We start from the raw sequence: 14,827 nt of genomic DNA on the forward strand, positions 1-14,827 counted from the left end.
AGGCATTGTTTGAAGCAGGCCGCCGCCGCAACCAAAGCGGGTTATCTTTGACGGTCATCAAGTTAATGCTTGACAGTTTCCACTCGTGATCCGCTAAATCCTTAAGCGATGGCTGCGTGTGCGGCCGCAAAACAACATGGCCTGCATGCCAGTCAGGCCCAGGAGCGGACATTATGCAGGAAGCATGGATCATCGACAGTTGCCGGACCCCGCGCGGTATAGGCAAGATCGGCAAGGGTGCGCTGACAGACATCCATCCGCAACAGGTCGGCGCGGCCGTGTTGAAGGCGCTGGCCGATCGCAACGGCATCGACACGGCGGATGTCGAGGACATCATCTGGGGCAACGGGCAACAGGCCGGCAAGCAGGGCAACGACCTTGGCCGCATGACCGCGCTGGACGCAGGCTATGATCCCCGTGCGAGCGGCGTCACCATTCACCGATTTTGCGGATCGAGCCTGACTGCCGTCAGCCTGGCTGCGGCTAAGATCATGGCGGGGATGGAGGATCTCAATGTCGCTGGCGGCGCCGAGTTGATGTCCTACCGCAAATTGCTGCCGCGCGATCCGGCTGTGCCCGCGCTTCCGGATGCTGGCAATCGACGGTTGCGGGCGCGCCATCCGCAGACCAGCCAGGGTCTTTGCGCCGATGCGATCGCTACCCTGGAAGGGATCGACCGCGAAGTGGTTGACGAACTCGCTTATGAGAGCCAGCGCCGCGCCGCACGGGCCATTGCCGAAGGACGCTTCAACCGCTCGCTGATCCCCGTCTATCACGAGGATGGCAGACTTGCGCTTGATCATGACGAATTTCCCCGGCCGCAGACCACGCGTGAAGGGCTGGCTGCGCTCACACCATCGTTCATCGGAACAGCGGATACGGCTTTCGACGCCGACGGCACGACCTTCGGTGACCTCATTCGACAGGTTTATCCCGACCTGAAATTCAATCATGTCCACCATGCCGGCAATTCGTCGGGTGTGGTCGACGGGGCAGGGGCCTTGCTGCTCGCCTCGCCAGACTATGCGCGCAAGCATGGCCTCGTGCCCCGCGCGCGTCTGGTCGCGATGGCGGAGCTGGGCGATAGCCCGACACTGATGCTCAACGCTCCCGTACCGGCAACACGCAAGGTTCTCGCCAAGGCCGGGCTGACGCCCAACGACATCGATTTGTGGGAGGTGAACGAGGCGTTTGCGGTCGTGCCCGAGAAATTCATTCGCGACCTTTCGCTCGATCGGGAAAAGGTCAACGTCAATGGCGGCGCGATCGCGCTCGGTCACCCGATCGGCGCGACCGGGGTCATGCTGGTCGGCACGTTGCTCGATGAACTTGAGCGGCAGGATCTCAAGCGTGGTCTGGTGACAATGTGCGCGGCGGGCGGAATGGCGCCGGCGGTGATCATAGAGCGGATGTGAAGCTATAAAAGCCGTCCGGCATAGCAGGCGTTCCAGCCCGCTATGCCGGACGGTCGGCGTTACACAGCGGCTATCAGATCCGCGGGCCGTTCGAGCGCGCCCTCATCGACCAGTCTGGCGATGGACGCATCATCCAGGTCAAGCAGTTCGCGCGCCAACTCCACTGTATGTTCGCCCTGCATCGGTGCAGGCAGTTGCGGCGGACGGGGCAGGAATTCGGATTCCACCACCAGATTTTCGGCGAAAAATGGCTCCTCGATCCGGGGATGGGAAACGAGACGCAGAAATGCGCGTTCACGAAAATAGGGGTGGGCAGGCAGATCGGCCACGCGCAGCATTGCAGCAGCCGGTACGCCGGATGCCTGGAGGGCGTGTGCGGCTTCGTCCGGCTTCTTACCGGCAAGCCAGTCCCTCAGCGCGCGATCTATGTTTTCGTGAGCCGAAAGTCGCCCGGCGGGGTCGGCGACGGCCCGAATATCCGCCAGATCGTCCAGGCCGATGACGCGGCACAGCGCAACAAGGTCGGCATCGTCACGAACGGTCACGACGCACCAATCATCCTCTCCCGCGCAGGCGAACACGCCCCATGGTGCGCTCGCCTGAGGCAACGCTTCCACTTCGTGGCCGCGTGCTTCGGCAGACATAAGCGCGATATCAGCCGCCATATGCCCCAGCATCACTTCGGCCTGCGCGATGCTCACTGTACCGCCCCGGCCCGTACGCAGCCGACGAAGCAGCAACGCGATGACCCCCGCCGCGCCGATGCGTCCGCAGACATGGTCAGGATAGACGGTGAGCGCGTCGCTGAAGCTCGTGATATCGTCCGGATAGCGCCATTGAAGGCTCAGTCCGGCGGCTGCGCGCACCAGCGGGCCATAGCCCATGCGCCGGCTCTCAGGGCCAGTAGAGCCGAAAGCGGAACTGTCGACCATGATAAGCCGAGGATTGCTGGCCAGTAGTGATTCTGGCGCCAGGCCGAGCGATTCCAGCGTGCCCGGCTTGAAGTTGGACAGGATGACATCGGTTTTGGCGGCAAGGTCGCGAAACAGCGCTTTCCCTTCCTCCGAGCGCAGGTTGAGGCCCAGGCTGCGCTGATTGCGGTGGCCGACTGCGAAGCTGACGCTGATCGGCTCGCCACGGGTCTGGCGGCTGCCGTCAGGGAAGCTCGCATTCTCCACCTTGATTACATCTGCGCCCAGATCCGCGAGCAGCCGTCCGGTTTCCGCGCCGACGACGATCACGCCCAGATCGAGAACGCGCAGTCCTTCCAGGGGAAGCGCGCCATCCTCACCGGACGGAACGGAGGCGGGGGCAACGCGATCCGGCCAGCCTGTCTTGAGCATCTCCTGTCCGTTGCCCAGTTCAGGTGCTGGTCCGGCCTGCCCGGCCCGAACGCCATCGAACTCGACGATCCCGTTTGGTGCCGCGATAGCGATGTCAGCGGTAAGTTGGACATCGGCAAAGGCGTTCCGGCTGGTAAACTGGGGCGACACCGGCGCCTGGTCCAGAGCGAGCACGGGGGAGAGCGGCAGACCGCGCCGCTGCGCTTCGCTTTCCAGCTCGGCGCTAGTTTTGTCTGCGAACAGCGCGGCGATGCGTGGAATCAGCGTTTTCGACTTGTATCGCGCGCGCAGGGTGTTGAAAGAGGGATCGGCAAACTCGTCGGGACGTCCAAGCCAATCGAACATCGCCTGCCACTGACGCGGCGCCAACATGCAGATACGGACATAACCATCGGCGCAGGCAATGATCGGATATTGAAAGCGGGCTTCCGGCCGGCCTCTGGGCAGCTTGCTCGCAGGGACGCCCTGGGCGGCACTGCCCGAACTCCCATAGCCTGGATCAAGCGCCGCCGTGGCGCCATCCAGCAGCGACATGTCGAGCCAGTCGCCACTGCCGCCCGTCACACTGGCATAACGCGCCGCGATAACAGCCAACAAGGCCTGACCGGCAGCACAGTGGAGGGCAAGTTCGCCGGGCGGCAAAAGCGGCTCCCGTTCGGGCAGGCCGGACCGGGAAAGTTCGCCGCTCATCGCATGAAGTACCGGGTCCGTTACCTGACAACTGCTAAAGCTCGTGTTGGCGCCAAAGCCGCTGAGGGAGAGCACCACCAACGCCGGATTGGCGCGGCGTAGCGCCGCGATGTCGATGGAGCCTGCGGTCGCCCGGCGCATCCTTGAATCCTCGATCACGATGTCGGCGGTGCTCGCCAGCGTGTCGAACGCGGCGCGGTCTGCGGCCAGGTCGAGATCCAGGGCGATCGATGTCTTGCCGAGATTGGCTATCGCAAAGCCCAGGGCGACGTCGCCGACCTTGGCTCCAGCCTGGCGATCCGCGCCGCCAGCGCGTGGCTCTACCCGGATAACTGTCGCACCCCATTCCGCAAGCGTCCGGCCGATCTCTCCTAATGTGCCTTCCACGAGGTCAAGAACACGAAGCCCCGCGAGCGGAAGCAAGTCAGTGTGGCTTTTCATGACGTAGGACCCCATTTTAAAACGTCGCCGTTTCAAGCGGCTTCCAGCTGGCGTCGCCGCCGGCAAGACGCATGATGGTTCCGGTAAGGCCGACAGGCGGACGGTCCCATGATTGTAGCAGAGCCATAGTCTCTTCATCGAGCGCTGGCACGCGGGCGATGGTTCGTTCGCCCGCAGGCGTGCGAAGCACGACTATTCCCTCAAGCGCCTGGCCGTCCCGAGCATATCGCACGGTAAAGGCCTCCAGGCTCGCAGGGCCGTCATAATCTTCGCGGACGGGCGGCGCAGGGCCGCGCAACGCGTCGGCGGCGTCTTGTACAGACCAATTGTCCGGCAGCACCTCCTGCGGCGCTTGGGTCCCAAGCAGCAGCGCATGGTGCTTGGTTACATAGCCGCCCTGGCCATAAAGCAGACCGCAAGCGTCTGTCCGCAAGCGGAGCGCACGGACCATCGCGCAAATCGCATGGCTCATATAATTGTGCAGCGGGCCACCAAAGAAGGTCAGGCCGCCAGTCACGCTCGGCTTCGTTACATCCGGATCGAGGCCGAGGAAACGAAGCGCCATTTTCGGTACGACCGGGAAGCAGCTGTAAAGCTCCATCAGCGAAAGCGAATCGACGCCGCCCGCCTGCCGAACGACTTCGCCCAGAACCGCCTCCTGCGCCGTACTGCGGTCATAGCGATCGCGGTGGAGGAAATCGGCTGGCTCGTTGGCGGCCGCCCCGCCCAGGACGTAGACTAGCTGCCCGTCGGCAATGCCGGACGCACGGGCTTCCGCCAAAGTGGTCACGATAAACGCCGATGCCTGGTTGACCGATGGGTTGGCGACCATGAGCTTTGGATAGGGCCAGTTTATCAGACGATTGTCGGGACTGATCCTGGCGATGGTTCCGGCATCGGGGGCGCTGTCGATCCAGGCAAAGGGGTTGGTGCTCGCCGCCTTGGCATATTGCGCCCACAAGCGTGCCGATTCGTCATGTGCCTGCGCCGGATTCTGGCCCCACGCGGCTTGGCTGGCCGTTTCGTACAGGGGATAGATGCTTGCCGGATCTAGCATGTTGTAACGTTCCGCCAACGGACTACGGACTGTTGAGAGTCCGGCGAAGTGCGCCGTTTCGTCTGGTGGCGCCAGCGGTGTCCACAGCAGCTTGAAGCCGGACGATCGAGCGCGCGCGCGTGCGCTGGTCGCTTCTCCGCCAACAATGGCGCAGGCTTTGTGCTCGCCACGGATGACCTTGAGCGCCGCCTCATGCAAGAGGCGCACAGGGGTCTCTCCGCCGCGCCGGCTGTTCGCCGCATGTGCGGGCGCGATCGCGAGCCGGGCGCAAATGTCTGCGACCGGATCCTTGTAACGCCAGCTCGTAAGCGCCACGAGATCGATCGAATCAAGCTTTGCTAGCCAGCCGCCGCCAGCGTCGGCATCGGCCTTGTCGAGGGCCTGGGCGATCAATGCTGTCGGCTCGGAGACCTGGGCGGGATCGCGGGAGCGATCGACGACTTCGCCAATTCCAACCACCACCGCTATGCGCTCGGCAGGCACTTTCAACTTACATCCTCCACGTGGTACGCCAGCAAGGCCCAGCAGTCCGATATTTAACAAGGCATTCGGACCGATTGGCCAATGTGAATGGCTCTTGCTTATCTACTCCGACGCTTGCATCTTAGTTGATGGGTGTCAAGTATATATGAGACCCTGAGCTCAGACATCAGAATCGGACGAGAGGGTGATGAAGCGCACGATTGGCGAGGTTCCGGGCACGTACTTGCCCTGATCCCTGGCCATCGGTGCTTCGATATAACCTGTCCGACTCCACCGAAATAAATCACTCCAAGTTCTTTGATGATCATCAAGTATATGCTTGACGACATAAAAATATGATGGCAGTTTCGATGCTGCACCGCCGATCATGGCGGCCACATAAATAGGTGGCGCTGCAAATTTGCAGACGGGCAATGTTGGAGAGGTGAAGAAGTGATGAGGGTGAACAGGAAATTTGGTTTCCTCGCTGCGGTCAGCAGCATGGCAATCGTCGCTCTACCTGCTGCCGCGAGTGCACAAGATAACTCGGGTGCCGGTATCGAGGATATCGTTGTCACTGCTCAAAAACGGACGGAGAATGTGCAGGATGTTCCTGCCTCCGTGACCGCGATTGGTCAGGAGGCTTTGGACCTTCGGCAGATCAGCAGCGTCTCCGATCTTCAGTCGCAGGTCCCTTCGCTGGTGGTCGGCAATCTCTTTGGCACCAATCTCATTACTTTGCGCGGGATCAGCACCGGCCTCACCTCTGGTACCGATGATCCCTCCGTTGCGACGCACATCGATGGCGCTTATCAGCCGCGCTCCCGCAGCATTGACGTCGCGATGGTGGATCTGGAACGGGTAGAGGTTGTTGCAGGGCCGCAAGGCACGCTTTATGGCCGCAACGCGACCGGCGGGGCCGTCAACTACGTACTGCGAGGCCCAAGCCAGGAATTTGAAGGCGAGGTGACCGGGCGGGTCGGCAATTACGACCGCTATGGCGTTTCCGGCAGTGTTTCGGGACCGATCGGTGACAAGGTCGGCGTGCGTGTGACTGGCCTTTACGATAATCAGTCCAAGGGTTTTACCAAGGTGCTGAATGCTAACGCCCCCCGGGACAGCCTTGAGGGCAATCGGGTGATCGGCGGTCGCGCGGTCATTGAGTTCAAGCCTACTGAGCGGCTCACCATTGCCTTGCAGGGTATCGGTCTTGGCTCCAAGTCCTCGACTGCCTTTTTCCCGTTCGCGCCATCCCTTAATGCGGCGATCAATGCTGCAAGCCAGCCCCAGTCCTATAAAGCCCACGAAGTCTATACGGATGTCGATGCCAAGCTGAACAGCAGCTACTATCAGGGGATCGGCACGATTAATTTCGAGCTGACGGATGATGTCTCGCTCAAATCGATCAGTGCCTATCAGGATTATCATCAGTTGATGGTGATAGACTCCGATGGCAGCGCTACTGCGCCATTCCGCGGTCCAACGACATCGATTACGAATTCCAAGACGTTTACGCAGGAGTTCAACCTCAATGCCAGTCTGTTTGACGACAGGTTAAAATCCATTTTCGGCTTTTTCTATTTCAACGATAAGGTTGACATAGACACTAGCCTGACAATTTTCTCTACGGGAAATCTGCGTTTCGACACATTCCAGAAATCCAAGTCATACGCATTTTTCACCGATCATACATTTTCCGTAACTCCGTCGATCCGTTTGATCGCTGGTCTACGTTACAATCATGATAACAAGACGGCGCTCCAATCCTTCTTCATCGACCGAGCCAATGGCACGACGATAACCGGGCTGGCACCGACGACCACTGAGATTTCTTTCAATTCCTGGACGCCGCGTGTCGGCTTTCAGGTCGATCTGACCGACAAGATCATGGCCTATGCGCAATATTCCAAAGGCTTCAAGTCGGGTGGATTTGCGTCGAATGTGACTGCGGTAAACGCCTATGATCCCGAAAAGATCAAGGGCGGCGAAGTGGGCATCAAGAGCGATCTTGCCGATGGGCGGGTACGCCTGAACCTCGCCGGATTTTATTATGACTATAGCGATCTGCAGGTTCAAAGCGCGGCGCTCGTCAGCGGCGTTTCGGTTTTCCGTGTTCGCAACGCCGCTGCTTCGCGAATTTACGGCGTTGAAGCGCAGTTGCAAGCTGTCTTGGCGGACGGCCTCAAATTGGACATATCAGGGGCCTTGCAGAGCGCGAAATACACAAGCTTCCTGACCTGCAACAATACAGCCTTCCTGGGTGCCTGCGGCAGCGCCGCTACATCGACCCTCGTCAATGTGAAGGGCAACTGGTTGAACCGGGCACCCAATTACACGGCAAATGTCGGACTCGAGTATGAAACGGAAATCGGCTCGGCAGGGAAAATGACCTTGCGTGGTGAATCCTATTTCAGCGGAAGCGTCTATTATGACGAATTTGCAACGCCTCTTCTGAAGCAGGATCCGTACAGCCTGCAAAATGTGTTTGTCTCATTCACGCCTGCAAGCGACCGTTTCACCATTCGCGCATTTGTAAAAAACATCGCGGATATTGATTACAAGTCTTCGGCCTTCTTCCAGACATCCGCGTTTCAGCAAACCGGAACCTGGGGTCCGCCGCGTACCTTTGGCGCCGAAGTCACTGCGCGATTCTGAAAATAGTGGGTGCAGTCCATTCGGACGGAACCGAATAGAAAGTTACGGAACAATCCTATGATCGATCCCATCGTCCTTGAAGTCCTTCGGTGCAAATTTGAAGCGATCGCCGGCGACGGTGCCCGTACGATCATTCGCAACGCAATCAGCCCCGTGGTTGCAGAATCGAAGGACTGTTCCTGCGCGATCTACAGTGCGGAAGGCGAACTCATTGTCGGTGGCGGCAAGGTACAGATCGCCTTCCACATTGGCGGCAACGGCATTCGAGCCATTCGGGATCTTCATGGCGATACGATCGCCGATGGCGATGTATTCCTCGTCAATGATCCCTATAATGGCGGCGGTTTGCACGCCCAGGATGTCATCGTTCATATCCCCGTGTTCGTCGATGGTCGGATTGTCGCCTGGGTCGGGGCTTCGGCGCATATGATGGATATGGGGGGGATGGTGCCGGGTTCCTTCTCCACGTCGGCGACCGAAGTCTATCAGGAAGCATTCCGGCTTCCCCCGGTTCACCTGTTCCGCCAAGGCGTTGAGCAGAAGGACATATGGGCGATTTTGCGTAACAATATCCGCCTCCCCGATGTCGTGGAGATGGATCTTCGTTCATTGATTGCAGGCGCTTCGGTCGTCTGTGGTCAGATTTTGCGGGTCGTTGCCGACTATGGCGACGATGTTTTTCAAAATGTCATCAAGACACTCTCCGATCTGACGGAGGCGGAGGTGCGTCGTCGTATCGCAGAACTGGAACCGGGCGTTTATACCACCCGGAGCTGGACCGAATGGACGGAAGAATTCTATCATATTCCCTGCGAACTGCGGATCGAGCATAATCATCTCATCTTCGATTATCGCGGCGCATCCCCGCAGACCAAACATTATTTCAACTCCAAGCCGGACGTCATCAAAAGCCTGCTGGGTGTTGGCATCGCCGCTTATATTGCCCGCGGCCTGCCCTTTAACGAAGGGCTGTTTCGCGCATTTGATGTCGTTTGCGATCCAGGGTCCATTCTCGATGCGCAACCGCCAGCGCCGATCGGCGGGCCGCATCTGGAAGTGGGGCAGAATGCGATGGAGGTGGGTGTCCGCGCTCTTAATCTCGCCCTAGCAGCTTCGCCCGGTGCGCGCGGACGTACGCACCTGTCGGGCCCACCCTCCAGCTCTGGCTCTGCATTGCATACGCTTTCGGGGATCGGCCTGGAGGGAGAATCCCAGGGCTGGATCATGCTTGAGGGCGCCTTGGGCGGTGCATCGGCAGCGCATAGTCGCGACGGAATAGAATTTTCGCGGGAACTGGTCGGCAACGGTCAGTTGATCGACCTAGTCGATGTCGAGATCCTGGAATCCTGGTATCCCATCATGTTTGATTGGCGCAACCTGCGGTCTGGCACCGGCGGAGGCGGGGAATTTACGGCAGGGAGGCCTATTTCGCTCGCCTATTCGGTCGTCGGAACGAAAGCGTTGAGCCTGACCATCATGGGTAATCGCGAGCGGCTGCCCATCGCGGGGACGGCCGGTGGCCTGCCGGGCAACATCACGCGCTTCCACGTTCGCAGAGCAGTCGATGCCACGGTCGAGCCACTTGCCTGCCATCAGGACGGCATTCCGCTGGCCGAGGGCGACAGGCTGATGCTGGAGGTGAGTAACGGCGGCGGCTGGGGAGATCCCTTGCTGCGCGACGTCGATGTGGTCGAACGGGAGGTGTCGCGCGGGCTTATATCGTCGGATGAGGCGGAGCGGGTCTATGGCGTGATCATCGGCGACCGTGATGCTACCGATGCCCATCGGGGTGAGATCCTCCGCCAGCGTCTGGCGAAGGCCGAGTCGGCCGCTGCTCCGCTGGCATGGGACGACAATCTGCGGCAGGTATCAGAGGGTGTTTCGGGACCGCTGGCGGTTGGAATCGATCAGCGCGGTTCGGTAGCGGTTAGTGTGAGGTCCGGCGCTCCACTGGCAATCAGCCCAAATCATTGGACAGGTGGATGTCCACGCATCCGGAATTTCATCGAGACCCACCCTGATGTGGAGATCAGCGCCTATCTCGACCCTGACACCGGGCATCTGCTCCTGGTGGACGTGGTCCCTGCAGGGAATGAATGCAGCTCGACGTCGATGCCCAGGCGATGGACCGATGCGGAACGTGTCCTCAATGCGGGGCACAAGGCGCAATTGGTGGGTTAGTCCCGATGCCGCCAAGCGACCGGGCGTCAATGTCGTCATCCGGTTCTCAAAAGAGCGCAAGCTGGCGGGGCTTCCAAATGTTTATGGCAGGCCGATTTTCCGCGCTGTCGCGGTTCGTGAAGTGGACGCAGGAAGAAGTTGCGTCGGGATTTGGGAGTGATGTTTGTGAGCGAGAATGCCAACATAGTTGCGGGCAACCAAGCGCGAACTGAATCCGGTTACGTCATCGGCATCGATGTCGGTGGCACGTTTACCGATGCTGTCTGTAGCGATGGCCAGACCAGTTGGAGGGCCAAATCCCCCACCAATCCTGCGCGCTTCAGCGAGGGAGTGATAGGTGCGTGCGCGCTGCTCGCACAGGCGGCGGGCTTGACGCCGGCGGGCCTTATGGAACGGGTAACACGCTTTGGCCTTGGCACAACGGCCGTGACCAACGTGCTGGCGACGCGTCGCGGACGCACCGTTGGGCTGCTGACAACCAAGGGTTTTGAAAACCATTTGCACGCCATGCGCAATCATCGCGACGTCCGCGACGGTTGGATCGAAAAATTCTGGATGCCTGTCGAACCCGAAGCCGTTCGCGGCATCAACGAACGGGTCGATCGCAACGGCGACATCATCCGGCCTCTGGGGGGCGCAGAAGTTATCGAGGCCGCGCGTGACATGATCGAGCGCAATGGCGTGAACGCCATTGCCGTGTCGTTCCTCTGGTCGTTCCGCAATCCAGTCCACGAACAGCAGGTTGTCGCCCTTCTCAAGGAAAATTTCCCTGACGTACCCGTCTATAGCGGCGTCGATCTGCATCCCATCATGCGAGAATATGAGCGCACCACATTGGCGGTTCTGAATGCATTCGCCGCCGATGCGCTGGACGGCGTCGAGGAACTGGAAGAATATCTGCGAGGGCTTGGTCTTAAATGCCCGATGCTTTTGCTGCATTCCGGCGGGGGTGCAATCAGCGCTCAGGAGGCGCGGCAAACGCCGCTGGCACTTGCCTCGTCGGGACCTGCGGCTGGCTCGGTCGCTGCGGGTGAAGTGGCGATGACGGCTGGTCTGCCGGACGCCATATGTTGCGACATGGGCGGTACGAGCATTGATGTGGCGGTGGTGACGGATGGCATTCCCGAGCGCCGCCATACGGCAGAGCTTGGCGGGATCGTAATTGGCCAGTCGGCGATCGATGTCGAATCGGTCGGTGCCGGCGGCGGATCGATCGCCTGGATCGATGATCGCGGACTGTTGCGCGTCGGACCGCAATCCGCGCGCGCAACGCCTGGACCCGTCTGCTATGGCCGGGGTGGCACCGAACCAACGGTGACCGACGCGATGGTGTTGCTAGGCTACATCGACCCGGCATCGTTCAATCGCGGCGGGATGCAGCTCGATGTCGAGGTCGCGCGGGCCGCCTGCGCGCGTCTGGGCGAGCGGCTCGGCATGGATGCGATGGGAATCGCTTATGGCATTCGCGAGATCGCGCTAGCGGAAATGAGCAAGGCGATGCGCGCGCGCATCTCGTCGGGCGGGCTCGATACACGGCGCTACGGCGTGATCGCCTTTGGCGGCTCCGGGTCGCTGTTCGCGACGGCGATGGCTAAGGAACTGGATTTGCCGTGGGTGCTGACGCCCGCTCTGGCGTCGGTACTGTCGGCCTATGGGGCGGCGACCGCGGATATCCGCCGCGAACGATCACGGGCGGTGGATCAATTCCTGCCGCTTGCGAATGGACAGGCCATGGAAAGCCTGAGCGAACTGATCGAACGCGCCGAAGACGATCTCGCCGCGCAGGATGTCGACCCGGCCAACCGTTCCGTTCACTGCGAAGCGGAAGTCCGGTTTCATCGGCAGAATGCTTCGCTGACCTTGACGATCGAAGATGAAAGGCTGGACTCTACGCTGCTGCTGGAGACTTTCAGGGACAGCTATACCAAGCAATTTGGCGCCAGCAGCATCACGGCCAAAACGCCGATCGAACTGTCTACCCTACGTGTGACCGGGATCGGCAAGACCATCCGGGCCGTCTTGCCTCAGTCGCAGGCGGAGGGGGCCAGCCAACCGCTCGTGCCGATCAGCCAGCGCGATGTGTATCTGACGGCGCGCGCGCCTACGCCGGTGCCGGTGTTCGCTGCGGCCGATTTCCGGATCGGTCATAGCCTACACGGCCCCGCGCTGGTCGATGTCGGGGACACGACATTGTGGGCACCGGAGGGATCGGTGGTCGAATTGATCGCCGGCGGTACGCTCAAGACCACGATCGGCTGACCGATAGTGAGTGTGGATCTGAAAGATGGGAGAGGGCGGGCATGGTAACCATTCCTCTGCGCGACATTCCCCGGCATCATGCCGCGCGGCTTGGCAAGGATGCCACTGCCGTTCGGGTCGGGGGAAAGTCCCTAAATTGGGGCGAGCTTGATGAACGATCCACGCGCCGCGCAAATTCGCTGCTGGCGCGAGGGGTTCTGCCTGGCGACCTTGTGACGCTCGCGCTTAACAATGATGTGCATTTTTTCGAATGGACATTTGCGATCTGGAAGCTTGGCGCTGTCCCTCACGCCGCCTCCTGGCGCAGTTCGACGAGTGAGCTTGCCGCGATGCTCGAACTGGCTCGTCCGAAGGCCGTGATCGCCAGCGAACACGAGCGTCTGGCGAATGTCGGTGCGTTACCCGCCGACTGGGGGCTGGACGGCGCAGACGCAATTCTGCCGGACGCGGTCTCTCCCTATTGGAAGGCGATGTCCTCCGGCGGGTCCACCGGGCGCCCGAAGATCATCGTCGATCACAAACCCGCTTTGTACGACAGCGAAACCACCTATCTCGGCGTCGCCCAGGGCGAGGCGGTGCTTAATCCCGGGCCTCTCTATCACAACGCACCTTTCTCCATGGCCCATAACGCGCTGTTCAAGGGCAATCCGCTCATCAATCTGGCAAAGTTTGATGCGGAGGCAACACTCCGATGCATCGATATGCATCATGTGGCCAGCGTGAACTTCGTGCCGACCATGATGCTGCGGATCTGGCGCCTGCCCGATGATGTGAAGGCCAGATACGACGTCTCGTCACTGCGCAACGTCTGGCATATGGCGGCGCCGATGCCCAAATGGCTGAAGCGGGCCTGGATCGACTGGATTGGCGCGGAGAAGATCAACGAGGCCTATGCGGGCACCGAATCGGTTGGCGCGACGACGATCAATGGTGTGGACTGGCTCGCGCATGAAGGGTCCGTAGGCAAGCCACGCAATTGCGAGGTCAGCGTCCGCGATGAGGACGGGGCCGAGGTGCCGACCGGTTCCATCGGCGAAGTCTGGCTCAGATCGATGTCACCGGAAAAGGCCTATCACTATATCGGTGCGGCCCAGCCAGCGAACGATGGCGGATTTGAATCCCTGGGCGACCATGGTTGGGTCGATGCCGGTGGATTTCTGTATCTGGCGGATCGTCGCACCGACCTTATCATTTCTGGCGGATCGAACATCTACCCGGCAGAAGTCGAAAACGCGCTGATGGAACATCCAGGCGTCGAGGTTGCGGTCGTAATCGGTTTGCCGAGCGAGGATCTTGGCGCGTCCGCGCACGCTATCGTCAAGCTGAATGTCGAACATGGCGACGGTCTGACCGGTCCCGATCTGATCGAATTCCTTCGCAGTCGGCTCGTCAGTTATAAATTGCCGCGCAGTTTCGAGTTCACAGCGGCCGAGTTGCGCGACGATGCTGGCAAGGTGCGTCGGTCTCAACTGCGCGATGCGCGTATTGCAGCTTTGGAAAATGCTCGGCCAGTGGCCCAGGGGACCGTATGAAATTAGGACCTGATATTGCCGCCGTCATCACAGGTGGCGCCAGCGGGCTTGGAGAGGCAACGGCGCGGCGCCTGGCTGGGCAAGGTGTCAAGGTCGCGCTTTTCGACCTCAACGAAGAGCGCGGTGAGTCTGTCGCAGCGGAACTCGGCGGTATTTACTGTTCGGTGGATGTTTCCTCCGCGCTTTCGATCGATGCAGGCTTCACCAAGGCACGGGCCGTGATCGGTCAGGAACGCATCCTGATCAATTGCGCCGGCGTAGGGAGCGGCAAGGCCCGCACCGCGTCGCGTGATCGCGAGAGCGGCGAAATATCGGAACATTCCCTGGAAAGCTTTGCACGCATCATCCAGGTGAACCTGATTGGCACCTTTTGCTGCATCACCAAGAGCGCGGCCGGGATGCTGACGCTCGATCCGCTGGCTGACGGCGACCGCGGCGTCATCGTCAATACAGCGTCCGTGGCCGCAGAAGATGGGCAAATCGGGCAGGTGGGCTATTCCGCGTCGAAAGCGGGAGTTGTGGGTATGACATTGCCGATCGCGCGCGATCTCGCGCGTGAAGCCATCCGGATCAACACCATCCTCCCCGGTCTGTTCAGCACGCCCATGTTCGCGCGCGCCAGCGAGGAGTTCAAGGCCAAGCTGTGCGCCACGGTACCCTTCCCCTCGCGATTGGGCATGGCCGAGGAATTTGCCCAACTGGCCGAAACCATGATCACCTGTGGCTATTTCAACGGCGAGGATGTCCGGCTTGACGGGGCCATAAGGATGGCGCCGCGCTGACCTGTCTGCC

The 14,827-nt window shown here is 60.6% G+C and carries 9 protein-coding genes; 6 read left to right on the forward strand and 3 right to left on the reverse strand.

The window, feature by feature from the left end:
- Positions 1-173: 173 nt before the first annotated feature.
- The gene (locus tag ACODR8_RS14280) at positions 174-1,415 is read left to right on the forward strand and encodes an acetyl-CoA C-acetyltransferase (RefSeq protein WP_489007865.1); all 1,242 of its coding nucleotides are present in this window, start codon (positions 174-176) and stop codon (positions 1,413-1,415) included.
- A gap of 59 nt (positions 1,416-1,474) precedes the next feature.
- Here ACODR8_RS14280 and ACODR8_RS14285 read toward each other — a convergent pair whose 3' ends face one another.
- The 3 genes from ACODR8_RS14285 to ACODR8_RS14295 form a co-directional block, all read right to left on the reverse strand.
- Positions 1,475-3,955, reverse strand: a complete 2,481-nt coding sequence (locus tag ACODR8_RS14285) for a CaiB/BaiF CoA-transferase family protein (protein ID WP_489007866.1) — start codon at positions 3,953-3,955, stop codon at positions 1,475-1,477.
- Positions 3,906-5,429: an acetyl-CoA acetyltransferase gene (locus ACODR8_RS14290; protein ID WP_489007916.1), complete on the reverse strand. Its 1,524-nt coding sequence runs from the start codon at positions 5,427-5,429 to the stop codon at positions 3,906-3,908. The genes ACODR8_RS14285 and ACODR8_RS14290 overlap by 50 nt, the downstream gene beginning before the upstream one ends.
- Positions 5,430-5,588: 159 nt before the next feature.
- Positions 5,589-5,807, reverse strand: coding sequence for a hypothetical protein (locus ACODR8_RS14295; RefSeq protein ID WP_489007867.1), 219 nt, complete (start codon positions 5,805-5,807; stop codon positions 5,589-5,591).
- Between the two features lie 57 nt (positions 5,808-5,864).
- Between ACODR8_RS14295 and ACODR8_RS14300 the strand changes: the two genes are divergently transcribed.
- The 5 genes from ACODR8_RS14300 (at position 5,865) to ACODR8_RS14320 (ending at position 14,817) form a co-directional block, all read left to right on the forward strand.
- Positions 5,865-8,063 (forward strand): TonB-dependent receptor, encoded by a 2,199-nt coding sequence (locus ACODR8_RS14300; protein WP_489007868.1) that lies wholly within the window; start codon positions 5,865-5,867, stop codon positions 8,061-8,063.
- Between the two features lie 57 nt (positions 8,064-8,120).
- Positions 8,121-10,244 (forward strand): hydantoinase B/oxoprolinase family protein, encoded by a 2,124-nt coding sequence (locus tag ACODR8_RS14305; protein WP_489007869.1) that lies wholly within the window; start codon positions 8,121-8,123, stop codon positions 10,242-10,244.
- Between the two features lie 165 nt (positions 10,245-10,409).
- Positions 10,410-12,503, forward strand: a complete 2,094-nt coding sequence (locus ACODR8_RS14310) for a hydantoinase/oxoprolinase family protein (protein WP_489007870.1) — start codon at positions 10,410-10,412, stop codon at positions 12,501-12,503.
- A gap of 41 nt (positions 12,504-12,544) precedes the next feature.
- On the forward strand, positions 12,545-14,035 hold the full coding sequence (locus tag ACODR8_RS14315; RefSeq protein WP_489007871.1) for an AMP-binding protein: 1,491 nt from the start codon (positions 12,545-12,547) through the stop codon (positions 14,033-14,035).
- Entirely contained in the window at positions 14,032-14,817 is a 786-nt protein-coding gene (locus tag ACODR8_RS14320; protein ID WP_489007872.1) for an SDR family NAD(P)-dependent oxidoreductase, read from the forward strand. The genes ACODR8_RS14315 and ACODR8_RS14320 overlap by 4 nt, the downstream gene beginning before the upstream one ends.
- The last annotated feature ends 10 nt before the right edge of the window (positions 14,818-14,827 follow it).

The organism is Sphingobium sp. FG58, assembly GCF_057809055.1.